General features: G+C 72.2%; 20 protein-coding genes. 14 read left to right on the top strand and 6 right to left on the bottom strand.

What is annotated here, in order from left to right; genetic code table 11:
• Positions 1-12 precede the first annotated feature (12 nt).
• Positions 13-831, bottom strand: coding sequence for an IclR family transcriptional regulator (locus tag E0493_RS12385; RefSeq protein ID WP_160937265.1), 819 nt, complete (start codon positions 829-831; stop codon positions 13-15).
• A gap of 117 nt (positions 832-948) precedes the next feature.
• On the opposite strand from E0493_RS12385, the gene E0493_RS12380 reads away from it, so the two are divergent.
• The 5 genes from E0493_RS12380 to E0493_RS12360 all read left to right on the top strand — a co-directional run bounded on the left by E0493_RS12380 (position 949) and on the right by E0493_RS12360 (position 8,321).
• The gene (locus E0493_RS12380; protein ID WP_160937264.1) at positions 949-3,051 is read left to right on the top strand and encodes a 3-hydroxyacyl-CoA dehydrogenase NAD-binding domain-containing protein; all 2,103 of its coding nucleotides are present in this window, start codon (positions 949-951) and stop codon (positions 3,049-3,051) included.
• 5 nt (positions 3,052-3,056) lie between these two features.
• Positions 3,057-4,718, top strand: coding sequence for an AMP-binding protein (locus tag E0493_RS12375; protein WP_160937263.1), 1,662 nt, complete (start codon positions 3,057-3,059; stop codon positions 4,716-4,718).
• Positions 4,715-5,893 carry an acetyl-CoA C-acyltransferase gene (locus E0493_RS12370; RefSeq protein ID WP_160937262.1) on the top strand — a complete coding sequence of 393 codons (1,179 nt, stop codon included), beginning with the start codon at positions 4,715-4,717 and terminating at the stop codon, positions 5,891-5,893. Before E0493_RS12375 ends, E0493_RS12370 begins: the two co-directional genes overlap by 4 nt.
• A gap of 15 nt (positions 5,894-5,908) precedes the next feature.
• A complete protein-coding gene (locus tag E0493_RS12365; protein WP_160937261.1) occupies positions 5,909-7,099 on the top strand; it encodes an acyl-CoA dehydrogenase family protein in 1,191 nt (396 codons plus the stop codon).
• Positions 7,100-7,178: 79 nt separating this feature from the next.
• The gene (locus tag E0493_RS12360; RefSeq protein ID WP_160937260.1) at positions 7,179-8,321 is read left to right on the top strand and encodes an acyl-CoA dehydrogenase family protein; all 1,143 of its coding nucleotides are present in this window, start codon (positions 7,179-7,181) and stop codon (positions 8,319-8,321) included.
• 35 nt (positions 8,322-8,356) lie between these two features.
• On the opposite strand, the gene E0493_RS12355 is transcribed toward E0493_RS12360, so the two are convergent.
• The gene (locus E0493_RS12355; RefSeq protein WP_160937259.1) at positions 8,357-9,001 is read right to left on the bottom strand and encodes a class I SAM-dependent methyltransferase; all 645 of its coding nucleotides are present in this window, start codon (positions 8,999-9,001) and stop codon (positions 8,357-8,359) included.
• A complete protein-coding gene (ubiA, locus tag E0493_RS12350) occupies positions 8,998-9,933 on the bottom strand; it encodes a 4-hydroxybenzoate octaprenyltransferase (RefSeq protein ID WP_160937258.1) in 936 nt (311 codons plus the stop codon). The genes E0493_RS12355 and ubiA overlap by 4 nt, the downstream gene beginning before the upstream one ends.
• On the opposite strand from ubiA, the gene E0493_RS12345 reads away from it, so the two are divergent.
• On the top strand, positions 9,926-10,654 hold the full coding sequence (locus E0493_RS12345) for a 16S rRNA (uracil(1498)-N(3))-methyltransferase (RefSeq protein ID WP_160937257.1): 729 nt from the start codon (positions 9,926-9,928) through the stop codon (positions 10,652-10,654). The genes ubiA and E0493_RS12345 overlap by 8 nt on opposite strands.
• Positions 10,655-10,708: 54 nt before the next feature.
• The gene (locus tag E0493_RS12340) at positions 10,709-12,052 is read left to right on the top strand and encodes a glutamate--cysteine ligase (RefSeq protein WP_160937256.1); all 1,344 of its coding nucleotides are present in this window, start codon (positions 10,709-10,711) and stop codon (positions 12,050-12,052) included.
• A 72-nt stretch (positions 12,053-12,124) separates the two neighbouring features.
• On the opposite strand, the gene E0493_RS12335 is transcribed toward E0493_RS12340, so the two are convergent.
• Positions 12,125-12,451 carry a hypothetical protein gene (locus tag E0493_RS12335; protein ID WP_160937255.1) on the bottom strand — a complete coding sequence of 109 codons (327 nt, stop codon included), beginning with the start codon at positions 12,449-12,451 and terminating at the stop codon, positions 12,125-12,127.
• Between the two features lie 219 nt (positions 12,452-12,670).
• Here E0493_RS12335 and uvrB point away from each other — a divergent pair, with 219 nt between their 5' ends.
• Together uvrB and E0493_RS12325 are read left to right on the top strand one after the other, a co-directional pair.
• Positions 12,671-14,869 (top strand): excinuclease ABC subunit UvrB, encoded by a 2,199-nt coding sequence (gene uvrB / locus E0493_RS12330; protein ID WP_160937254.1) that lies wholly within the window; start codon positions 12,671-12,673, stop codon positions 14,867-14,869.
• A gap of 124 nt (positions 14,870-14,993) precedes the next feature.
• Entirely contained in the window at positions 14,994-16,157 is a 1,164-nt protein-coding gene (locus E0493_RS12325) for a putative sulfate/molybdate transporter (RefSeq protein WP_160937253.1), read from the top strand.
• Positions 16,158-16,216: 59 nt separating this feature from the next.
• Here the strand turns inward: E0493_RS12325 and E0493_RS12320 are convergent, their stop codons facing one another.
• Entirely contained in the window at positions 16,217-17,794 is a 1,578-nt protein-coding gene (locus E0493_RS12320; RefSeq protein ID WP_160937252.1) for an FAD-dependent oxidoreductase, read from the bottom strand.
• A gap of 205 nt (positions 17,795-17,999) precedes the next feature.
• Between E0493_RS12320 and E0493_RS12315 the strand changes: the two genes are divergently transcribed.
• Complete coding sequence (locus tag E0493_RS12315) at positions 18,000-19,445, top strand: FkbM family methyltransferase (RefSeq protein WP_160937251.1); 1,446 nt, start codon at positions 18,000-18,002, stop codon at positions 19,443-19,445.
• On the opposite strand, the gene E0493_RS12310 is transcribed toward E0493_RS12315, so the two are convergent.
• On the bottom strand, positions 19,415-19,810 hold the full coding sequence (locus tag E0493_RS12310; protein ID WP_367614507.1) for a winged helix-turn-helix domain-containing protein: 396 nt from the start codon (positions 19,808-19,810) through the stop codon (positions 19,415-19,417). The genes E0493_RS12315 and E0493_RS12310 overlap by 31 nt on opposite strands.
• Positions 19,811-19,909: 99 nt before the next feature.
• Between E0493_RS12310 and modA the strand changes: the two genes are divergently transcribed.
• The 4 genes from modA (at position 19,910) to E0493_RS12290 (ending at position 23,755) form a co-directional block, all read left to right on the top strand.
• A complete protein-coding gene (gene modA / locus E0493_RS12305; protein WP_160937249.1) occupies positions 19,910-20,692 on the top strand; it encodes a molybdate ABC transporter substrate-binding protein in 783 nt (260 codons plus the stop codon).
• 156 nt (positions 20,693-20,848) lie between these two features.
• Positions 20,849-21,541, top strand: coding sequence for a molybdate ABC transporter permease subunit (gene modB, locus E0493_RS12300; protein ID WP_160937248.1), 693 nt, complete (start codon positions 20,849-20,851; stop codon positions 21,539-21,541).
• Positions 21,541-22,620 (top strand): molybdenum ABC transporter ATP-binding protein, encoded by a 1,080-nt coding sequence (gene modC, locus E0493_RS12295; RefSeq protein ID WP_160937247.1) that lies wholly within the window; start codon positions 21,541-21,543, stop codon positions 22,618-22,620. Before modB ends, modC begins: the two co-directional genes overlap by 1 nt.
• A 160-nt stretch (positions 22,621-22,780) precedes the next feature.
• Positions 22,781-23,755: a peptidyl-alpha-hydroxyglycine alpha-amidating lyase family protein gene (locus tag E0493_RS12290; protein WP_160937246.1), complete on the top strand. Its 975-nt coding sequence runs from the start codon at positions 22,781-22,783 to the stop codon at positions 23,753-23,755.
• Positions 23,756-23,794 lie beyond the last annotated feature (39 nt).

Raw genomic sequence — 23,794 nt, 5'->3', positions numbered from 1 at the left:
CCCCCGCCGAGCTTAGGAGGCCGGCGACATGCCGGCCAGTCCCAGGCTGTGCTCCAGCCGTCGCACCACGGCGGCCAGGCGCGGCCGTGCCTCCTGCAGCAGGTATTCCGGGCTGACCAGGAAGGCGGGCGCGCCACAGTTCACCACCATGGGCGGCAGGCCGCCGCCCGGGTCGAAGCCGAGCGCGATGGCGTTCACGTCCGGCTGCCAGTCCCCGAAGGAGCAGCAGCAGCCATAGTCGCGCTGCTCGGCCAGCGCCCGCGCGGCCACCGCCTCGGCCCGCTCCGCCTGCGCTCCGTCCCATTGCCGCAGCAACGCCGTCCGCATCGCCGGCGGGCAGGCCGTCAGCCAGGCGCGCCCCATGGCGCTGCTGAGCAGCGAGATGCGCGAGCCGGTCTCCAGGTTCACCGCGATCGCAGCGTCGCCCCGCGCCACTTCCAGATACACCATCCGCATCCGGTCCCGCGTGCCCAGCGCCACCACGCTGCGCGTCTCCACGGCCAGTTGCTCCAGCAGCGGCCGCGCGACGCGCCGGATATCCAGGCCGCCCAGCATGGCGCGGCCGAGGGACAGCACGGCCATGCCCAGCCGATAGCGGCCAAGCTCGGGCACGTAGTGCAGGTAGCCCAGCTCCGTCAGCGTATGGGTGAGGCGTGAAACGGTGGATTTCGGCAGGCCGGTGCGGGCGGCGATCTCCTGGTTGCCGAGCAGCGCCTCGCCCTGCCGGAAGCAGCCCAGCACCTCCAGCCCGCGTGCCAGCGCGGTGACGAAATGCCGGTCCGGGGGGGCTTCGGGGTCTGGCGGGGGCGTGGCGGCACGGCGGCGTGACATGGGGAGACCTCTGGCGACGCTTGACGGCGCGGGCGGTTTGCGCGACCAACCCGGCACAATTCTGCGGAATTTAGTTCCGCGGTGCAGAATTTGCAAAGCGTGAGAGGGGAGAGCGCCATGCCAGAAGCCGTGTCCTACCGGATCCAGGACGGCATCGCCGTCGCCACGGTGGAGAACCCGCCGGTCAACGCCCTTTCCGCCACGGTGCGGGCCGGCCTGCTCGCCGCCGCCGAACGCGCGGCGCAGGATCCCGAGGCCGCCGGCCTGGTGCTGGCCGGCGCCGGCAGCGCCTTCATCGCCGGCGCCGACATCAGCGAGTTCGGCAAGCCGCCCGTCCCGCCCGCCTTGGCCGAGGTGGTCGCCGCGCTGGAGGCCTGCCCCAAGCCAGTGGTCGCCGCCATCCAGGGCGTGGCGCTCGGCGGCGGCCTGGAGGTGGCGCTGGGCTGCGATGCCCGCATTCTCGGCCCGAAGGCGCAGCTCGGCCTGCCCGAGGTGAAGCTCGGCCTGCTGCCCGGCGCCGGCGGCACCCAGCGCACGCCGCGCCTGATCGGCCCCGCCGCCGCCCTGCCGATGATCGCCTCAGGCGACAAGGTCCCCGCCGCCAAGGCGGTGGAAATGGGCCTCGCCGACGCGGTGGCGGAGGGCGACCTGCTGCGGGCCGCCTTCGCCAGGGTGCGGGAGCTGGCCGGCAAGCCCCTTCCCGCGCGGCTGAACACCCGCACCGACCGCCTGACCGCCCCCGGCGCCCGCGAGGCCTTCGAGGCGGCCGCCCAGGCCTTGGCGAAGCGCGCGGCGGACGAGCCGCAGATCGCCGCCATCATCGAGGCGGTGCGCAACAGCTTCGACATGCCGCTGGAGCAGGGCCTGAAGCGCGAGCGCGAGCTGTTCGTCATGCTGCGCGACGACCCGCGCTCCAAGGCGCTGCGCCACGTCTTCTTCGCCGAACGGCAGGCGGCCCATATCCCGGGCCTGCCGAAGGAAACCAGGCCCCGCGCGGTGAACCAGGCCGTCGTGCTCGGCGCCGGCACCATGGGCACCGGGATCGCCATGAGCTTCGCCAATGCCGGAATCCCCGTCCGCATCATCGAGACCGACGCGGCCGGGCTGGAGCGCGGCCGGAAGCGCATCGCCGACACCTATGCCACCTCCGTCAAGCGCGGCAGCCTGACGCCGGAGGCGCGCGACGCCCGCCTGGCGCTGATCGAGGGCGCGGTGGGGCTGGAAGCCGCCGCCGGCGCCGACCTCGTGGTGGAGGCGGTGTTCGAGGAACTGGAGCTGAAGAAGGAGATCTTCGGCAAGCTGGACAGCATCGCCCCCGGTGCCGTCCTCGCCAGCAACACCTCCTACCTCGACATCAACGCCATGGCGGCGGCGACCTCCCGCCCGCAGGACGTGCTGGGGATGCACTTCTTCTCCCCCGCCAACGTCATGAAGCTGCTGGAGGTGGTGCGCGCGGAAAAGACCTCGCCCGAGGCGCTGGCCACCGCCGTCGCGGTCGGCAGGAAGCTCGCCAAGGTGCCGGTCGTGGTCGGCGTCTGCCATGGCTTCGTCGGCAACCGCATGCTTTCGCGCCGCACCCAGCAGGCCGAGCGCCTGCTGCAGGAGGGCGCGACGCCCGGGCAGGTGGACAAGGCGCTGACCGAGTTCGGCTTCCGCATGGGCCCCTTCGCCATGGCCGACCTCGCCGGGCTCGACATCGGCTGGCGCGTCCGCAAGGCGACCGGCGCGACCGCCCCGGTCGCCGACGCGCTCTGCGAAGCCGGCCGCATCGGCCAGAAGGCGGGGCGCGGCTACTACGCCTATCCCGAGGGCGCCCGCGCCGGCCAGCCCGACCCCGAGGTGCAGACCCTCATCGAGGGTGTCTCGCGAAAGCTCGGCATCACCCGCCGCGACATCAGCCAGGAGGAGATCACCGAGCGGCTGATCTACCCGATGATCAACGAGGGCGCCCGCATCCTGGAGGAGGGCATCGCCGCCCGTCCCGGCGACATCGATGTGGTCTGGCTCTATGGCTACAACTGGCCGGCCTGGCGCGGCGGCCCGATGCACCATGCCGATGCCGTCGGCCTGCCGCGCATCGCCGAGCGCCTCGCCGCCTATGCCGACCAGACCGGCGACGAGAGCCTGCGCCCCGCCGCCCTGCTGCGCCAGCTCGCCGCCGAGGGCGCCGGCTTCGGCTCCCTCAAGCCCCGGGGCGGCAACACCACCAAGGCGGCATAACCGCCGTGGCCCGCCCGCATCCCTGGGAGGCCTCCTACCCTCCCGGCGCGCGCTGGGACGCGCCGATCGCCAGCGGCACCATCCCGGCGCTGCTGGACCACGCGGCGGCCGAATGGGGCGAACGCCCCGCGCTGGTCTATCGCGACCGCCCCGTCAGCTTCACGGCCCTGCGGGAGACCGCCGACCGCGTCGCCGCCGGGCTGATGGCGGCCGGGCTGCGTCCCGGCGAGGCCGTCGCGCTCTACCTGCCCAACTCCCCCTGGCACCCCGCCTGCTTCTTCGGCGTGCTGCGGGCCGGCGGGCGCGTGGTGCACCTCTCCCCGCTCGATGCCCCGCGCGAGCTGCTGCACAAGGTGGCCGACAGCAGCGCCCGCTGGCTGGTCACCACCGACTTCCCGACCCTGCTGCCCAACGCGCTGCGCCTGCTGCGCGAGGGCGGCCTGGAGGCCGCCTTCGTCGCGCCGGACGTGGCCTGGGGCGGCACCCCCGCTCCCGCGCAGCCCGACTTCCGGCCGCTGCCGCTCGCCGACGCGCTTCCCGCCGAATGGCCAGTGCTCAACGAGACGGATGTGGCCCTGCTGCAATACACCGGCGGCACCACCGGCCGCCCCAAGGGCGCGATGCTGACGCACCGCAACCTGACCTCGGCGGTCTCGATCTACCGGGCCTGGAAGGACAGCGACACGCTGCCGCGCGGCACGCAGCGCGTGCTCGGCGTGCTGCCGCTGTTCCACATCTACGCCCTGACCGCCGTGCTGCTGCGCCATCTCGCCGACGGCAACTGCCTCTACCTCTACCCACGCTTCGACGCGGAGACGGCGGCGGCCGAGATCGAGCGCCACGGCATCACCGTCTTCCCCGGCGTGCCGACCATGTGGATCGGCCTGCTGAACCTGCCCGGCATCGAGGCGCGCGACCTCTCCTCGCTACGGCAGTGTTCCTCCGGCGGCGCGCCGATGCCCTTCGAGGTGCAGCAGAAGCTGGAAGCCCTGCTGGGCCAGCGCATCGGCGGCGGCTGGGGCATGACCGAGACGAGCCCCGCCGGCGCGCGCCTCACCGTCGATGGCCCGCGCCGCGCCGGCATGATCGGCCTGCCGCTTCCCGGCATCGAGATGCGCGTCGTCTCGCTCGACGACCCGACCCGCGAGCTGCCGCCCGGCGAGCAGGGCGAGATCGCCATCCGCGGTCCCAACGTCTTCACCGGCTACTGGAACCAGCCGCAGGAAAGCGCCGCCTGCTTCGAGGATGGCTGGTTCCGCACCGGCGACATCGGCTGGATGGACGCGCAGGGCTATTTCACCCTGGTGGACCGGCGGAAGAACATGATCATCTCCTCCGGCTTCAACGTCTATCCGGCGGCGATCGAGCAGGCGATCTACGAGCATCCGGATGTCGAGGAATGCATCGTCATCGGCGTGTCCGACGCCTATCGCGGCCAGGCGGCCAAGGCCTTCGTCAAGCTGCGCGACGCCGCCCCGGTGCTGACGCTGGAAGGGCTGAAGCTGTTCCTGGCCGACCGGCTCGGGCGCCACGAGATGCCCGCCGCGCTGGAGCTGCGGGGCGCCCTGCCGCGCAGCCCGGCGGGCAAGCTGCTCGCCGCCCGCCTGCGCGAGGAAGAAGAGGAAGCGACGGCGCGAGGCGCCGGAACAGAGGGAACGCCCGCATGAGGGAAGCCGTCATCGTCTCCACCGCCCGCACGCCGGTTGGCCGCGCGGCCCGTGGCAGCCTGAACATCACCCACGGCGCCGACATGGCCGCCCATGTCATCCGCCACGCCCTGCAGCGCGCCCAGGTGGCGCCGCCGGAGGTGGAGGAGGTGGTGATGGGCTGCGGCTACCCGGAGGGCGCCACGGGTGGCAACATCGCCCGCGCCGGCCTGCTGCGCGCCGGCGTGCCGGTGAGCACCGCCGGCCTGGTGGTCAGCCGCTTCTGCGCCTCGGGCCTGGATGCCATCGCCGCCGCCGCCCGCCGCGTCATCGTGGACGGCGTCGATGTCGCCGTCGCCGGCGGCGTGGAATCCATCAGCCTCACCGTGCCCAAGGTGGACCGCGCCGCCAGCCGCAACCCGTGGCTCGCCGAGCACAAGCCGCATCTCTACGACAGCATGATCGAGACCGCCGACCTCGTCGCGGCGCGCTACGGCATCTCGCGCGAGGCGCAGGACGAGTTCGCCCTGCTCAGCCAGCAGCGCACCGCCGCCGCCCAGCGCGAGGGCCGCTTCGACGACGAGATCGCGCCCATGGAGGTGACCTATGCCGTCACCGACAAGGCCACCGGCGAGACCCGCACCGAGAGGAAGACCTTCGACCGCGACGAGGGCAACCGCCCCGACACCACCCTCGAGGGCCTCGCCAAGCTGAAGCCGGTGCGCGAGGGCCAGTTCATCACCGCCGGCAATGCCAGCCAGCTCTCGGACGGCGCCAGCGCCTGCGTGGTGATGTCCTCCGAGGAGGCGAGGCGGCGCGGCCTGCAGCCGCTGGGCGTGTTCCGTGGCTTCGCCAGCGCCGCCTGCGAGCCGGAGGAGATGGGCATCGGCCCGGTCTTCGCCGTGCCCCGCCTGCTGCAGCGCCAGGGCCTGACGGTGAACGACATCGACCTCTGGGAGCTGAACGAGGCCTTCGCCTCGCAGTCCATCTATTGCCGCGACCAGCTCGGCATCCCGCAGGACAGGCTGAACGTCGATGGCGGCGCCATCGCCATCGGCCATCCCTTCGGCATGAGCGGCGCGCGGCTGACCGGCCACGCCCTGCTGGAGGGCCGCCGCCGCGGGGTGAAGCGCGCCGTCGTCACCATGTGCGTCGCCACCGGCCAGGGCGCCGCCGGCCTGTTCGAAATCCTCTGAAGGAAGGCAGACCCGATGGAACTCCGCTACACGCCTGAGGAAGTCGCCTTCCGCGACGAGCTGCGCCAGGTCTTCCAGAGCAAGATCCCGGCCGAGATCCGCCGCAAGGTGAGCGAAGGCCGCCACCTCGAACGCGAGGATATCGCGACGGCCCACCGCATCCTCCACGCCGAGGGGCTGGCCACGCCGAACTGGCCGGTGCAGTGGGGCGGCAAGGACTGGACCCCCGTGCAGCGCTACATCTACACCGAGGAGATCCAGCGCAACGCGGTGCCCATGCCGCTCTCCTTCAACGTGGCGATGGTCGGCCCCGTGATCGCCAACTTCGCCAGCGAGGAGCAGAAGAAGAGGTTCCTGCCCGCCACCGCCAGCCTCGACATCTGGTGGGCGCAGGGCTTCTCCGAGCCCGGCGCCGGCTCCGACCTCGCCAGCCTCAAGACCAGCGCCCGCCGCGAGGGCGACACTTACATCGTCAACGGCCAGAAGACCTGGACCACCCTCGGCCAGCACGCCGACTGGATCTTCCTGCTCGTCCGCACCGACCCGGCGGCGAAGAAGCAGCAGGGCATCTCCTTCCTGCTGGTGGACATGAAGACCCCCGGCATCACCGTCCGCCCGATCATCACCATCGACGGCGCGCACGAGGTGAACGAGGTCTTCTTCGACGAGGTGAAGGTGCCTGTCGGGAACCTGGTCGGCGAGGAGAACAAGGGCTGGGACTACGCCAAGTTCCTGCTCTCCAACGAGCGCACCAACATCGCCCGCATCGGCCTCTCCAAGGAGAAGCTCGCCCGCGTCAAGGAGCGCGCCAAGGAGACCCCCGCCGGTGACGGCACGCTCTGGGACGATCCCGACTTCCGCCGCCGCGTCGCCATCGCCGAGATCGAGCTGAAGGCGCTGGAGATCACCCAGATGCGCGTCGTCGCCGCCCAGCGCAGCCGCGCCGCCGACAAGCCCGACCCCAACTCCTCGATCCTCAAGATCAAGGGCTCGGAACTGCAGCAGATGGCCACCGAGCTGATGGTCACCGTCGCCGGCCCCTACGCCGCGCCGATGCCGTCGCACTCGCACAACGAGCCGCCGGTCGGGCCGGACTGGGCCGACGCCGTCGCGCCGCAGTTCTTCAACTTCCGCAAGACATCGATCTACGGCGGCTCGAACGAGATCCAGCGCAACATCATCGCCAAGGCCTTCCTCGGCCTGTGAGAGGGGCGCCGCCCCTCTCACACTCTCCCCGCCAAGAACCTGAGGTTCTTGGATCTCCCATTCCCAGGAGAACCACGTCATGGACTTCGATCTGACCGAGGAACAGCGCCTGCTCAAGGAAAGCGTCGACCGCCTGATGGCCGACGCCTACGGCGATTTCGAGAAGCGCAAGCGGCACCAGGAACATCCGCAGGGCTACAGCCCGGAGCTGTGGGCGAAATATGCCGAGATGGGCCTGCTCGCCCTGCCCTTCACCGAGGAGCAGGGCGGCTTCGGCGGCGGACCCGTCGAGACCATGCTGGTCATGGAGGCCATCGGCCGCGGGCTCGCCGTGGAGCCCTACCTCGCCACCGTGGTGCTCGGCGGCGGCTTCCTGCGCCTCGCCGGGCGCGAGGACATGATCCCAAGCCTCGCCGAGGGCAGCGCCACCCTCGCCTTCGCCCACACCGAGCGCCAGTCGCGCGACGACCTCTTCGACGTCGCCACCACCGCCCGCAGGACGGACAACGGCTGGGTGCTCGACGGCAGCAAGAGCGTCGTCCTGCACGGCGACACCGCCAGCCACCTGATCGTCTCCGCCCGCACCTCGGGCAACCGGCGCGACCGCGCGGGCATCTCCCTGTTCCTGCTCCCCGCCGACACCGCCGGCGTCAGCCGCCGTGGCTACCCGACGCAGGATGGCCTCCGTGCCGCCGAGATCACCCTGGAACAGGTGAAGCTCCCCGCCGGCGCCCTGCTCGGCGCCGAAGGCGAAGCCCTGCCGCTGATGGAGCGCGTGGTGGACGCCGCCCTCGCCGCGCTCTGCGCCGAGGCCGTTGGCGCCATGGAGGCGCTGCACGAGCTCACCATCGACTACCTGAAGCAGCGCAAGCAGTTCAACACCACCATCGGCAGCTTTCAGGCCGTGCAGCACCGCGCGGCGGACATGCTGGTGGCGCTGGAGCAGGCTCGGTCCATGGCGATGTACGCCGCGATGATGGCCGAGCACCCGGACGCGGCCGTGCGCCGCCCCGCCATCGCCGCCGCCAAGGCGCTGGTCAACCGCTCGGCCGACCTGATCGGCAAGGAGGCCATCCAGCTCCATGGCGGCATCGCCATGACCATGGAGTACAAGGCCGGCCACTACTTCAAGCGCCTGACCATGCTGGCCAACCAGTTCGGCGACACCGACCGCCACCTGCGCGTGGTGGCCGAGGCCGGCGGCCTCGACAACGCCGCCTGACGCACACTCCGGGGAGGGTTTGCGCCCTCCCCGCCTCAGCGCTCCACCCGGTAGACCGTGACCTCCCGGCTGTCCCGGTCCTCCAGTTCCCGCGTGGTCGGCACGCTGAACCGTGCCACCGGCTGAAGCCCGGCCTTCGGCAGATAGGCCCGCCCGGGATCGGCCAGCAGCACCGCCGCCCCCTGGGCGGCCAGCCCGCGCAGCCAGGGCATGATGTGCCCGGTCATCGGCGCCTCGTAGCAGACATCGCCGGCGAGAACCGTGTCCCAGCGGCAGGGCTGTCCCACCACGTCGGCCGTGCTCGCATCCACCACCACGCCGTTATGCGCCGCGTTCAGCCGGGTGGCCGCGATGGCCAGCGGGTCGATCTCCGCCGCCTCCACCACTGCCGCCCCGGCCCGCGCCGCGGCGATGGCAGCCAGCCCGCCTCCGGCCGCGAAGTCCAGAACCCGCTGTCCCGCCACGGGAATGGCGCTGTCCAGCACCAGCCGCGCCAGCGCCTGGCTGCCCGGCCAGGCGAAGGCCCAGAAGGGCGGCTCGATGTCGCGCTCGGCCAGCCAGTCCTCGCTGGCCTGCCAGATCGGCGTGATCTCGGTGGCGAGGTGGAGCTCGATCTCCGGCACCAGCGCCGGCCGGGCGAGCACGGTGTGGCGGGCGATGAAGCCGGCAGCGTCCTTCAAAGCCGTCCCGCCAGGAAGGCCAGCGCCACCAGCAGGCCCACCTCGCGGTTGCGCTGGAACAGCTTCAGGCACAGCGCGGGGTCATGGATGTCGAGCCGCCGGACCTGCCAGGCCAGCACGCCCGCCGGCAGCAGCATGGCCGGCCAGAACAGCGGCCCCATCCCCGCCAGCGCCCCGGCCAGCAGCATCAGCGCCACCGTGCCGGCGTAGCAGAACACCAGGAAGGGCCCGGTGCGCTCGCCGAAGCGCCGCGCGGTGCTGCGCACGCCCACCAGCGCGTCGTCCTCGCGGTCCTGGTGGGCGTAGATGGTGTCGTAGCCCAGGATCCACAGGAAGGCGGCGCCGTAGAGGGCGAGCCCCGGCGCATCCAGCCGCCCGGTGGCGGCCGCATAGCCCATCGGCGCCGCCCAGGAGAAGGTGAGGCCCAGCACCGCCTGCGGGAAGTCCGTCACCCGCTTGGCCAGAGGATAGAGCACCACCGGAACCAGCGAGACCACGCCCAGCAGCCAGCAGAGCGGATTGAGCTGCAGCAGGATGGCCAGCCCGATGGCGAGCAGCGCGCCCAGGAAGGCCAGCGCCTGCCGCGGCCGCACGGCGCCGGAGGCCAGCGGCCGGCCGGCGGTGCGCGTCACCTTGCGGTCAAGGTCGCGGTCCCAGAGGTCGTTCACCACGCAGCCCGCGCCGCGCATCACGACCGCGCCGAGGCCGAACAGCAGCACCAGCCGCAGCCCCTCAACCCAGCCCGGCGCCGCCATGGCGAAGGCCCAGAGCCCGGGCAGGAACAGCAGCCAGGCGCCGATCGGCCGGTCGAGCCGCATCAGCAGGGCATAGGGCCGGCAGCCCTGGGGGAGTTGCGCGACCCAGCCGCGCGCGCGGATATCGGTATGCGGAATCACCCCTCCATTAGCCCTGCCGGAGCGCCCCATGTCCATCCCACGCCTGTATGTCGAGGCCGATCTCAGCGAGGGCGCCGAGGCCTCCGCCTTGCCCGGCCAGGGCCACTATCTCGGCCAGGTCATGCGCAAGCGGGAGGGCGACGCGGTGCTGCTGTTCAACGGACGGGACGGCGAGTGGCGGGCCCGCATCGCCAGCCTGCGGAAGGACCGCGCGACCTTCCTCCCCGAGGCCCGCACGCGCCCGCAACAGGCCTCGCCCGACCTCCGCCTGCTGCTCGCCCCGATCAAGCGGGACGCGATGGACTGGGTGGTGGAGAAGGCCACCGAGCTGGGGGTGCGCCTGATCCAGCCGGTCTTCACCGCCCGCTCGGTGGTCGGCCGGGTGAACGGCGAGCGGCTGGCCAGCATCGCCCGCGAGGCGGCGGAGCAGTGCGAGCGGCTCGACCTGCCGGCGATCGCCCGGCCCATGGACCTGCACGCCGCGCTGGACGCCTGGGACGGCGCCCCCCTGCTGGTCGGCGACGCGCGCGGCAAAGCACCGCCGCTCAGCGTGGTTCTCGCCGGACGCTCACTGCCCATCGGCCTTCTGGTCGGGCCGGAGGGCGGTTTCACCGGGCCGGAGCTTGACGCGGTGCGCCGGCGCCCCTTTGTTTCACCGGCCGCGCTCGGCCCCCGGATTCTGCGGGCGGAGACGGCAGCGGTCGCGGGCCTCGCCGTGCTCCAGGCATTGGCAGGGGACTGGGCCGCTCCCACCTGAGTTCATGAAGCCGCGCCGGGCCGCCGCCCGTGCGGGTGCGCACGGAAGGTCACGATGTCCAATCCCGGCGAGGCCGATCTCACGCCGATCACGTCCGTGCGGCAACTGGCCGAGTGGTTCGCCCAGGGCAGCAAGCCCCGCGCCGACTGGCGCATCGGGGTGGAGCACGAGAAGTTCGGCTTCCGCCGCGGCGACCTCTCCCCCCCGCCCTACGAGCCGCAGGGCATCCGCGCCATGCTGGAGGGGCTGCAGGCGCATGGCTGGGAGCCCATCCTGGACAACGGCAACCCGATCGGCCTGAAGCGCGGCCAGGCCTCGATCAGCCTGGAGCCGGGCGGCCAGTTCGAGCTGTCCGGCGCGCCGCTGGAGGGGATGGACGCCGTCGCCGCCGAGCTGGAGAACCACATCGCCGAGGTTCGCGCCGTGGCCGCCCCGCTCGACCTCGGCTTCGCCCCCCTCGGCTTCCACCCGCTGGCGACGCGCGAGCAGATGCCCTGGATGCCGAAGGGCCGCTACGCCATCATGCGGCAGTACATGCCCCGCGTCGGCCGCATGGGGCTCGACATGATGCTGCGCACCTGCACCGTGCAGGTGAACCTCGACTTCGGCGACGAGGCCGACATGGTGGAGAAGCTGCGCGTCAGCCTGGCGTTGCAGCCGCTGGCCACCGCCCTCTTCGCCAACTCTCCCTTTTCCGAGGGCCGCCCCAACGGGCTGCGCACCCTGCGCGGCCGCGTCTGGACCGAAACCGACCCCGACCGCACCGGCATTCCGCCCGTCGCCTTCGAGCCCGGCTTCGGCTTCGAGCGCTTCGCCGCGCACGTGCTCGACGTGCCGATGTACTTCATCATGCGCGAGGGCCGGTGGATCGACGCCACCGGCGTCACCTTCCGCCAGTTCATGGCGAGCGGCCTGCCCGGCCACCCCGGCATCACCGCCAGCATGGGCGACTGGGGCGATCACGTCACCACCGTGTTCACCGATGTCCGCCTCAAGCGCTTCCTGGAGATGCGCGGCGCCGATGCCGGCAGCCCGGCGATGATGCTCGCCCTCTCGGCCTTCTGGGTCGGCCTGATCTATGACGACGCGGCGCAGAAGGCGGCCTATGCCCTGGTGCGGGACTGGACCGTGCCGGAAATGCAGGCGCTGCGCACCGGCGTGCCCGAGGGGGCTCTCACCACGCCCTTCCGCGGCCGCCCGCTGCGCGACTGGGGCCGGGACGTGCTGGCCATCGCGCGGGACGGGCTGCGCGCCCGCGGCCAGGGCGAGGAACGCTACCTGGCGCCATTGGACGCCATCCTGGAGAGCGGCGAAACCCAGGCCGACCGCTGGCTGCGCCGCTGCGCCACCGAGTGGGGCGGCGATGTCTCCCGCATCCTGGCCGAAGCGGCGATCTGAGCCGGCGCGCGCCCTCCGGGCGCCACACCCCGGGCGAGACGGAAACTGAACCGGTGGGGCCGACTCGGCGCGTCAGGCGACGCGCGAGTGCCCCACTTCGGCCTCCCAGCCGGTTGCCCGCCAGGCGGCCTCGACCGCCGCGGTCCCGTCCGGCACGGTGGCCCGGAGCAAAACCTGGTCGCCGTTGCTCAACAGCACGCGGATCCCGGCGGGATCGCGCCGCACCATGATGGCCTTGTCCTCCTCCTCCCAGGCGAGGGGGTTCAGCATCAGAATCACCTCGCCGGAAAAGTTAACGTGCGGGAACACGCTCCATTCCCCAGGCAGGCCACGCGCGCCGGCGGTGATCTCGGCGATGTCCTGTTCGGTCAGGCTGGAGGCGTCAGGCAATTCGCACATTCTGTGCAGCTCCGCGGCGATGCAGTGGTCGATCGGCTGGCCCGCATCATGGCGGCTAATGGTGAATAACTCTTAAAGAAGGTAACCGGATCACAAAAATATGCCCTGCTTCCGGCTTCCCTCCCGCATCAGAGGTAATGTTCCCTAAACGTCCCCGTGCCGCTGGCGTTTCGCGGGCACCAACCCCACATCCGGGCTCCGCCTTCCGGTAAGCAGCGCATGAACCTCATCATCCCCGCCGCCACCCCCTTTTTGCCACCCAAGCGCCCCGCCCCGCCGCAGACCCGGCGGCTTCAGGTCGTCTCCCCCTATGAGCCGGCGGGCGACCAGCCCACCGCCATCGCGCAACTGGTGGAGGGGCTTCAGCAGAGCGAGCGGGACCAGGTGCTGCTCGGCGTCACCGGCTCGGGCAAGACCTTCAGCATGGCCAAGGTGATCGAGCAGGTGCAGCGCCCGACGCTGATTCTGGCGCCCAACAAGACGCTGGCGGCCCAGCTCTACGGCGAGATGAAGTCCTTCTTCCCCGAGAATGCGGTGGAATACTTCGTCAGCTACTACGACTACTACCAGCCGGAAGCCTATGTGCCGCGCTCCGACACCTATATCGAGAAGGACGCGCAGATCAACGAGCAGATCGACCGCATGCGCCACAGCGCCACCCAGGCGCTGCTGGAGCGCAACGACGTCATCATCGTCGCCTCGGTCTCCTGCATTTACGGCATCGGCTCGGTCGAGCTGTATTCCAACATGGTGGTCAAGCTGCAGCTCGGCGGCCGCATCGGCCGCGAGCAGCTCCTGAAGGCGCTGGTCGAGCAGCAGTACCGCCGCAACGACGCCGGCTTCCAGCGCGGCACCTTCCGCGTGCGCGGCGAGACGGTGGACGTCTGGCCCTCCCACCTGGAGGACCGCGCCTGGCGCATCTCGCTGTTCGGCGACGAAATCGACAGCCTGCGCGAGTTCGACCCGCTGACCGGCGAGATCGCCGGCGAGATGGAGAACGTCGCCATCTACGCCAACAGCCACTACGTCACCCCGCGTCCCACGCTGCTCCAGGCGATCCGCGACATCCGCGTCGAGCTGAAGCAGACGCTGGAGAAGCTGAACGCCGAGGGCAAGCTGCTGGAGGCCCAGCGCCTGGAGCAGCGCACCACCTTCGACCTGGAGATGATGGAGACCACCGGCTCCTGCAAAGGCATCGAGAACTACTCGCGCTACCTTTCCGGCCGCGGCCCGGGCCAGCCGCCGCCGACCCTCTTCGAATACCTGCCCGAGAACGCCCTGCTCATCGTCGATGAGAGCCACGTCACCGTGCCGCAGATCGGCGGCATGTACCGCGGCGACTTCGCGCGCAAGTCGATCCTGGCCGAGTTCGGCTTCCGCCTGCCCTCCTGCATGGACAACCGCCCACTGAAGTTCGAGGAGTGGGACAGCTTCCGCCCCGACAGCCTCTTCGTCAGCGCCACCCCCGGGCCGTGGGAGATGGAGCGCGCCGGCGGCACCTTCGCCGAGCAGGTGATCCGCCCCACCGGCCTGACCGATCCGGTCTGCGAGATCCGCCCTGTCGAGGGGCAGGTGGACGACCTGCTCGCCGAGTGCCGCGACGTCATGGCCAAGGGTGGCCGCGTGCTGGTGACCACGCTGACCAAGCGCATGGCCGAGGACCTGACCGAATACATGACGGAAGCGGGCATCAAGGTCCGCTACCTGCACTCGGACGTGGACACGCTGGAGCGCATCGAGATCATCCGCGACCTGCGCAAGGGCGTGTTCGACGTGCTGGTCGGCATCAACCTGCTGCGCGAGGGGCTCGACATCCCGGAATGCGCGCTGGTCGCCATCCTGGACGCCGACAAGGAAGGCTTCCTGCGCTCCACCACCTCGCTGATCCAGACCATCGGCCGCGCCGCGCGCAACGCCGAGGGCCGCGTGGTGCTCTACGCCGACCGCATGACCAACAGCCTGCGCAACGCCCTGGAGGAGACCGAGCGGCGCCGCACCAAGCAGCAGGAATGGAACGCGGCGCACGGCATCACGCCGCAGACCATCCGCCGGCAGATCAGCGACGTGCTGCAATCCGTCTACGAGCAGGACTACGTCACCGTCGCCCCCACCGGCGCGGAGGAGGCCGGCCCCGCCGAGTTCGTCGGCAAGGACCTGCGCGCCTCGATCGCCGAGCTGGAGCGCAAGATGCGCGCCGCCGCCGCCGACCTGGAGTTCGAGACCGCCGCCCGCCTGCGCGACGAGATCAAGCGCCTGGAAAGCCTCGAACTCGGCCTCGACACGCCGCTGGAGCCGAACCGCGCCGGGCGCTCGATGCAGCCCTCCGCGCCGAAAAAGGACTGGAAGCCGAAGCCGCTCGGGCCGGGCGGCGGCGGGTACGATCCCGAGAAGAAGAAAGGCGGGCGGCGCAAGCGGTGACCCCCGGGGAGGGCGCCTTCCTCCCCGGCCCCTCCCCGGCCCCTCCCGCCGGGGTCGCAGGGTCACCCCGGACCCCGCCACTCGCCGGAGTGGCACGGCGCCCGGCAGCGCGCTACGAAACGGCATGAGCGACAGCCAGCCCCAGCACGGCGGAAGCGCGCCACGGCCACGCCTGGCCGGCGAGCTCGCCGGCGCCTGCGGCGACCTCGGCACCTTCATCCCGCATGTCGTCGGCGCCATGACCGTGGCCGGGCTGGCGCCGGCAGGCGTGCTGTTCGGCTTCGGCCTGTCCCTGGTGGCCTCCGGCCTGTTCTATGGCCTTCCGATGGCGGTGCAGCCGATGAAGGCGGTCTCCGCCGTGCTGTTGACCGGCCAGCTCACGCCCGAAGCCACCGCCGCCGCCGGCCTTGTCATCGGCGCCCTGCTCCTGGCACTCGCCACGACCGGCCTGATCGGGCGGCTGGCCCGGCTCATTCCGCAATCCGTCATCGCGGGCCTGCAGCTCGGCCTCGGCCTCGGCATGGGGTGGCTCGGCCTCCACATGGTCGCCGGGATGCCCTGGATCGGCCTCCCCGCGCTCGCCCTGCTGCTCGGCCTGCCCCGCCTCTGGCCGCAGGCCCCGGCCGCGCCGCTGGTGCTGCTGGCCGCCATCGGCGCCGGCCTCTCGACCGGCCTCACCACCCTGCCCGCCGCCCCGGGCTTCGCCCCGCACTTCCCCGCCCTGGCGCTGCCGGGGAGCTGGACGACGCTCTGGCAGGCAGCAGAACGCGCGGTGCTGCCGCAACTGCCGCTGACCCTGACCAACGCCGTCATCGTCACCGCCGCCCTCTGCCGCGACCTTTATCCGGAGCGCGCCGCCCGCGCGACGGTGCGGAACCTCGCGCTCACCTCCGGATTGGCGAACCTCCTCCTCGCGCCCTTCGGCGCCATGCCGATGTGCCACGGCGCCGGCGGCGTGGCGGCGCAGCACCGCTTCGGCGCGCGCACGGGCCTGGCCCCGGTGCTGTTCGGCCTGGCCCTGCTGGTGCTGGCGCTCGGCTTTGCCGGCAGCGCCGCGGCCTTGTTCGCCGCCATCCCCCCGGCGGCGGTCGGCGCCCTGCTGCTGGTGGCCGGCGGCGACCTGGCCCTGTCGCGGCGCCTGTTCGATGCCCGCCGGGCCTGCTGGCCTGCGATCGGCCTCACGGCCGCCGCGACGGCCCTGCTGAACCCGGCGCTCGGCCTGGCGGCGGGCTGGGCCATGGAGGCGGCGCGGGCCGCGCTGGGCCGGCCGCGCGGGCGCGCGGCCTGAGGAGCCGGTCTGCTTCGCTGATGGCGAGGTCCAGCGGGGCGGCGCCCCCCTGGCCGCTCTCAGGCCATCGCCGGGGACGCCGCGCTCTCCTCGAACTCCCGCGGCCGGCGTGGCGCCAGGCCTGGGTCGGGCGCCGGCATGAAGGGCAGGCTGGCCTCCAGGTGGCGCGCCAGGCGGAGGCCGATGGCCAGCGAGGTCAGCATCGGGTTGGACATGCCCGCGGTCGGGAACACCGAGCTGCCGGCGCAGAAGCCGTTGCTCAGGCCGTGGATGCGGCAGTCGCGGTCCACCACGCCATCCCTTGGCGTCGCGCTCATCCGCGTGGTGCCGAGGTGGTGCGCCCCATGGCCGACGATCCAGTCCTTCGTCGTGCTGGCGACATGTCCCTTCATGCGGAAGTCGGGCGCGGTGAAGACATGCTGGCCGAGCAGCGAAAGCGCGGTGGAGACCGTCTTGAAGTCGAGGTCCCCCACCTGCCAGTTCAGGTCGGCGCGCGGCATGCCGAAGAAGTCGGTCTCGGCGCCGAGCGTGACGCGGCTGTCGCGCGAGGGAAACTGCTCGGCCAGGAACACCACGTAGAAGCGTTGCCACTGCGCCGGATCGTCCACCGTCGCCTCCAGGGCGCGGAAATGCGTCTCGTACTGGTTCTCCTCATGCGGCTTCATGTTCACCGCGATGAGCTGGAAGATCATGTTCAGCAGGCCGAGCCCGCGCTGCGTGTGGTCGGCGAGGCGGATGCGCCGGTGGATCACCGCGTCGCCCACCCGGATGCCGGGGCTGAAGGGCCGCAGCGCCGCCACCCGGGACTTCTCGGCGATCAGGAAGGCGGCCAGCCCGTGCGGGTGCTCCATGAAGTAGCGCCCGAGCGAATCGCCGTGATTGCCGATGCCCGCCGGCATGTCCTCGCGCGAGGCCAGCAGCAGCCGGGCCGTCTCGATGCCGCCGCAGGCGAACACATAGGCCTTGGCGCGCAGGTGCAGCTCCCGGCCCTGGAAGGTGAGCGCGTAGAGCTCGCGCACCGAGCGGCGGTCCTCGGTCAGGAAGATCTGCGACACGTTGGCGCCGACCAGCACGCGCAGCCGGTCCGAGTTCCGCAGCTCCTCGGCATGGTACTGCGCGAACTCGCCAAGGAATGGCGCGCGGGTGCCGGGCACGAAGCGGGTGAGGCGGAACAGCGTCTCCTCGAAGGGCTGCGCCGGGCCGGGATCGGTCACGAGGCTCGGCGCCTCCGGCCGGTAGGCGAACTCCTCCAGCCGCAGCAGGCCGTGCGCCGCCTCGAAATAGGGCGCCATGTCGGCATAGGAGAGCGGCCAGCCGCTGTTCGGCACCCACTCGCGCGCCTGGAAGTCGATCGGGTCGAGCGGCCGGCAGTTGCCGCCCCAGAGGTGCATGGTGCCGCCGAGCTGGCGCAGCCGGATGTCGCGCAGCCCGCCGGCGTTGCGGCCGGATTGCGTGCCGATGTTGAGGTCCTGCGCCCGCTGGCTGGCCTCCTCCTCGCCGCTCTCGGCGATCACCACCTGCATGCCGGCGGCGATCAGCCGGCGGGCCATCTGCAAGCCGACGGCGCCGCCGCCGACGATGCACACGTCGGCCTGGAGGATTTCCCCGTCGGGGATGGAATCAGCGTGAAGGATCAAGGGTTTCTCCCTGCCGCGCCGCCTGCCTCGCCCAGCGGCGCGGGAGCCGCGCGGCGCCCTGGCCGGCGCTGCCCTGCTTGCATGGCGGGAAAGGGTTTAGGAAGCATTTTCGCTTATGCCTTGCTCTGGCAGAGCCTGACGGGCACTGTCCGCAGGCCCAAGGCCCTCCCCTATTAGGCGCAAAACCGCGCCGCCGGAAATCTTAATGAGTGAGACGCATCCATCCTCCGATCACCTCACGAGAATGCTGGCGAGTGTGGAGGCCGGCATCCGGGCCTTGCAGGACCGGCTCGCCGCCGGGGCCGGCACCCCGCCCCCGCCGCCCGCCACCGCCGCGGCCGTTGATGCCGGGCTGAGCGCGCTGCAAAGCAGGCTGGCCGAGGTCGAGACCAGGCTGCTGCGGCCGATCACCCGGCTGGAGGCGCATTCGCCAACCGCCGCCGAGGCCCTCCAGAGCGGCCTCCAGGCCGTGCAGTCCAGGCTGACGGAGATCGAAGCCAACCTCCTGCCGCCGATCACCCGGCTGGAGGCGCAGCCGCCAGCCGCCGCCGAGGCGCTCCAGAGCGGCCTCCAGGCCGTGCAGTCCAGGCTGACGGAGATCGAAGCCAACCTCCTGCCGCCGATCACCCGGCTGGAGGCGCAGCCGCCAGCCGCCGCCGAGGCGCTCCAGAGCGGCCTCCAGGCCGTGCAGTCCAGGCTGGCGGAGATCGAGGCCAACCTCCTGCCGCCGATCGCGCGGCTGGAGGCGCGGCCCTCGGCCGCCGCCGAAACCTTCGGGGCCGGCCTCCACGCCGTGCAGTCCCGGCTGGCCGAGATCGAGACCAACCTGGTCCGGCGCATCACCCGGCTGGAAGCCCAGCTCAACCAGATGCGCAACGCCCACACCCTCTACCTGGGCGACCACGAGGCGCTGACCCGGCTCTACACCGGCCACCGCATCTACGTGGACACGCGCGACGTCGGCATCTGCTCGCACCTGATGCTGGAGGGCCGCTGGGAGCCCTGGATCGAGAAGATCATCGCCGAAGCCGTGAAGCCGGGCATGACCTTTCTCGATGTGGGCGCCAATTTCGGCTACTACACGCTTCTCAGCGCCGCCTGGGTCGGCGCCGCCGGCAAGGTCTACTCCTTCGAGGCCAATCCGCAGATCTTCAGGCACCTGCGCAAGTCCGTCTCGATCAACGGCTTCGACGGCTGGGTGACGCTGCACAACCTCGCCGTCCATGCCGAGGAGGCGACGCTCCGCTTCAGCTACACGGACGAGTATTCCGGCGGCGGCTCGACCATGGGCGGCCCGCAGGGCTCGCATCAGGTCGAGGTCAGGGCTGCGCCGCTCGACGCGCTGCTGGCCGATGTGCCCGCCGTCAACGTCATGAAGGTGGATGTGGAGGGCGCCGAGCCCTACGTCTTCCAGGGCGCCAGGGCGCTGATGGACCGCTCCCCGGACCTGACGCTGATCGTCGAGTTCCACGAGGGCAGCACCCGCCCCATCCTGCCGCCGCTGCAATACCTGCAGAACTTCATCACCCAGGGCTTTGCCCTCGCGCTGATCGAGCCCACCGGCCTGACCGGCACCATGACGGCCGAGCAGTGCCTGCAGAGGCTGCAAGGGCAGCTCGGCTACCTCCATCTGACCCGCGGCGCCGCCTGAGCCGGCTCGCCGGCCTCCCCTTCGCGGGAGGCCGGCGGCGAAAGCAGGGCACGCAGCCCCGCCACCTCGGCCGCCACCGCGGCTTCCGCCTGCGCCTGCATCCGCCGATAGGCCGCCAGCACCTGCTCGCCGAGCGGCGTCAGCCGCGCCCCGCCGCCACCGCCGCCGCCGCGCGCCGCCTGCACCAGCGGCCGGCCGAAGCCTTCCTCCAGCTCGTTCACCAGCCGCCAGGCCCGCGCATAGGACATGCCGAGCCGCCGCCCCGCCGCGCTGATCGAGCCTTCCCGCCCCACCGCCTCCAGCAGGTCGGCCTTGCCAGGACCAAGCCGCGTGCTCGCTCCGACCGACACGCGCAGATGCGCCACCAGCCGTTCCCGCCCTTCCGCCATCGCCCGAGCAAAGCACGCGGAACCAACCCGATCCAGGCTTGCCGTTATATCCGAAGAAACATAACGTCCCCCTCCATGCAACGCCGCACCCTGCTTGCCGCCCTGCTCGCCGCCCCGGCAGCCGCCCCCGCCCTGCCGCGCCGTGCCCGCGCGCAGGCGGCACCGCTGACCGTCTTCGCCGCGGCCAGCCTGCAGGATGCGCTGCGCGCCCAGGCGGCGGCCTGGGAGGAGGCGGGCCGCCCGGCGCCGCGCATGTCCTTCGCCGCCTCCTCCACCCTGGCGCGGCAGATCGAGCAGGGCGCGCCGGCGGACCTCTTCGCCTCCGCCGACGAGCAATGGATGGACTACCTGGCGAAGCGCGACCTCATCCTCCCCGGCAGCCGCCGCGCCACGCTCAGCAACAGCCTGGTGCTGATCGCCCCGCCCGACCAGGCGCAGCCCCTGGAGCCCCGCGAGGGCGCCGAGCTGCTGGCCCGCCTGGGCGCCGGCGGCCGCCTCGCGGTGGGCGACCCGGCGCATGTTCCCGCCGGCATCTACGCCAGGCAGGCGCTGACCTCGCTCGGCCTGTGGCAGGAACTGGAGCCGCGCCTCGCCCGCGCCGACAACGTGCGCGCCGCCCTGCTGCTGGTGGAGCGCGGCGAGGCGCCGCTCGGCATCGTCTATGGCACGGACGCGCGCGTGGCGAAGGTGAGCGTGGTCGGCACCTTCCCCCCCGAAAGCCATCCGCCGATCAGCTATCCCTTCGCCCTCACCCGCCTCGCCAAGGGCCGCCCGGAGGCCGCCGCGCTGCTGGACTTCCTGACCGGCCCCGGGGCCGCCCCGCGCTGGCGGCAGTTCGGCTTCACCCTGCCGGGCTGAGGGCGTGCCGCGCGTAAAGGCCGGGGGGAATGAATTCCCCCCAGACCCCCCATCTTTTTTCTTCGAGTCCCCGCGTGGGCGGCCCGCGCGGCGCCAAACTGGCAAAAAGAAGATGGGGGTCCGGGGGAATTCCTTCCCCCGGCCTTTTTCCTCCGCATGCACCTGACCCCCGAGGAATGGCAGGCCCTCCGCCTGTCCCTCACCGTCTCCCTGCGCGCCGTGGCGGTTTCGCTGCCGCTGGCGGCCATGGTCGCGCTGCTGCTGGCGCGCGGCCGCTTCCCCGGCCGCACCCTGCTGGACGCGCTGGTGCATTTGCCGCTGGTGGTGCCCCCGGTGGTCACCGGTTGGCTGCTGCTGCTTGTCTTCGGCCTGCGCGGCCCGGTCGGCGCGCCGCTGGCCGAATGGTTCGGCATCCGCCTCGCCTTCACCGCCGAGGGCGCCGCCCTGGCCACGGGCGTCATGACCTTTCCGCTGATCGTCCGCGCCGTCCGCCTCTCGCTGGACGGGCTGGACCGCGGCCTGGAGGACGCCGCCGCCACCCTTGGCGCCACGCGGCTGGACCGCTTCCTCACCGTCACCCTGCCGCTGATGGCGCCCGGCCTGCTGTCCGGCGCGGTGGTGGCCTTCGCCGCCGGGCTGGGCGAGTTCGGCGCCGTCATCACCTTCGCCTCCAACATCCCGGGCGAGACGCAGACCCTGCCGCTCGCCATCTACAGCGCGACGCAAAGCCCGGGCGGCGAGGCGGTGGCGGCGCGACTGGCCGCCATCTCCTTCACCCTGGCCATCCTCGGGCTGCTGGCCTCGGACCTGCTCTCCCGCTGGCTCGCCCGCCGGCTCGGGCGCGGCTGATGCTGGAGGTCGCGCTGCGGCACCGCTTCCCCGGTCCCGCCGGCTTCATGCTCGACGCCGCCTTCACCGCCCCCGCGCCCGGCGTCACCGTGCTGTTCGGCGCATCCGGCAGCGGCAAGTCCAGCATCCTGGCGGCGGTGGCCGGGCTGCTGCGCCCGCGGGAGGGCCGCGTCGCCCTCGGCGGCACCACCTTGACGGACACCGCCGCCGGCCGCTTCCTCCCCCCCGAGGCGCGGCGCTGCGCGGTGGTGTTCCAGGAGGGCCGCCTCTTTCCGCACCGCTCGGTGGAGGGCAACCTGCGCTATGGCCTGCGCCGGGCGCCACGCGGCGCCGAGGGCCCCGGCTTCGAGGAGGTGGTCGCGCTGCTTGGCCTCGGCCCGCTGCTGGCGCGCCGCCCCGGCCTGCTTTCCGGCGGCGAGAAGCAGCGCGTGGCGCTCGGCCGCGCCCTGCTCGCCCGCCCCGCTTTGCTGCTGCTCGACGAGCCGCTGGCCGCGCTCGACATGCCCCGCCGCACCGAGATCCTGCCCTTCTTCGAGGCCCTGCGGGACGCCGCGCGCCTGCCCATGCTCTACGTCACCCACGCCCTGGAGGAAGCCGACCGGCTGGCCGACACGCTGGTGCTGCTGCAAGGCGGCCGCGTGCAGGCCGCCGGGCCGCTGGAGGCGCTGACCGCCCGAACCGACCTGCCGCTGCTCGCCGCCCGGCGCGACGCCGGCGTGGTGCTGCGCTGCGAGCTGGCCGGGCAGGAGCGCGGGCTGACGCGACTCGCCTTTCCCGGCGGCACCCTGCTCGCCCCCTTTCCCGAGGGCCCGGCCGGCCGCCACATCCGGCTGCGGGTGCGCGCGCGCGACGTGGCCGTGGCGCGCGCCGGCGCTCCCGCGCTCTCCACCGACAATGCCCTGCCTGCCGTGCTGCAAGGGATCGAGCCGGCGGGCGAGCGGGAATGCTTCCTCCGCCTCGGCATCGGCCCCAGCATCCTGCTCGCCCGCGTCACGCTGGATGCGGTGCGGCGCCTCGCGCTGCGTCCGGGCGAGACGGTGACGGCGCTGATCAACGCTGTCGGCGGGGAGCGCGGCTGAAGGCGCCGCCTGCCCCGCCCGCTCCCGCCCCGGCACAGGCCAGCCCTGCCGCGCGGCAGGCCGGAACCTCCGGCGTTCGGGCATTCTCACGCCCGCGCTGCGCGACTAGGCTGCTCCCGCAACGACCCGCGCGAGCCGGGCGGCAACGGGAGGAGACATCATGGGCAAGGCGGTGGGCGGCGGCGATTGGGTGTTCGAGCCGGTCGAGGGCTGGCCGAAGCTGCCCGACGACATCGACATCGGCGATCTTGGCGACGTCGCCGGCCTGGCCGTGGATGCGCAGGACCGCATCTACATGTTCAACCGCGGCAAGCACCCGGTCATCGTGCTCGACCAGAGCGGCAAGGTGCTGCGCACCTGGGGGCACGGCGTGTTCACCAACCCGCATGCGGCCAGCATCGGGCCGGACGGGACCATCTACCTGACCGACAACGGCGACCACACCGTCCGCAAGTTCACCCTGGACGGCCGGCTGCTGATGCAGATCGGCACGCCGAACACGCCGGCCGAGTTCATGTGCGGCAAGCCCTTCTGCCGCTGCACGCACACGGCGCTGTCGCCGGAGGGCGACCTCTACGTGTCGGACGGCTACGGCAATGCCTGCGTGCACAAGTTCTCGCCGGACGGGCGGCACCTGTTCAGCTGGGGCCATTCCGGCACCGGCCCGGGCGAGTTCAACCTGCCGCACAACATCTGCTGCGACGCCGAGGGCCTGGTCTATGTGGCGGACCGCGAGAACCACCGCATCCAGGTCTTCGACGGCAAGGGGCGCTACGTCCGGCAGGTGAACAACCTGCACCGGCCCTGCGGGCTTGCCATCTTCGGCGACCGCTCGCCCTGCTTCCTGGTCGGCGAGCTCGGGCCCTACCAGCCGGTCAACCGCGCCACGCCGAACATCGGGCCACGGCTCTCCATCATGGGCAATGACGGCGCGCTGCTCGCGCGCATCGGCAGTCCGAAGGCCGGGCGCGGCCCCGGCGAGTTCCTCGCCCCGCACAGCGTGGCGCTGGACTCCCGGGGCGACCTCTATGTGGGCGAGGTGGCCGCCACGGACTGGGCCTCGCTGTTCCCCGGCGAGCCCATGCCGGCGCCATTGCGCCGCGTGCAGAAGTTCGCCCGCGTCCGGCCGTCCTGAACCGGCGGGCGGATCGCGGTTTCGCGGCGGGGCGGCGCG

The sequence above is a fragment of the Teichococcus coralli genome, assembly GCF_009829925.1.
Lineage (GTDB): Bacteria > Pseudomonadota > Alphaproteobacteria > Acetobacterales > Acetobacteraceae > Pseudoroseomonas > Pseudoroseomonas coralli.
The sequence above is the reverse complement of the archived record's forward strand: the minus strand, read 5'-3'. Positions and strand labels throughout refer to the sequence as shown.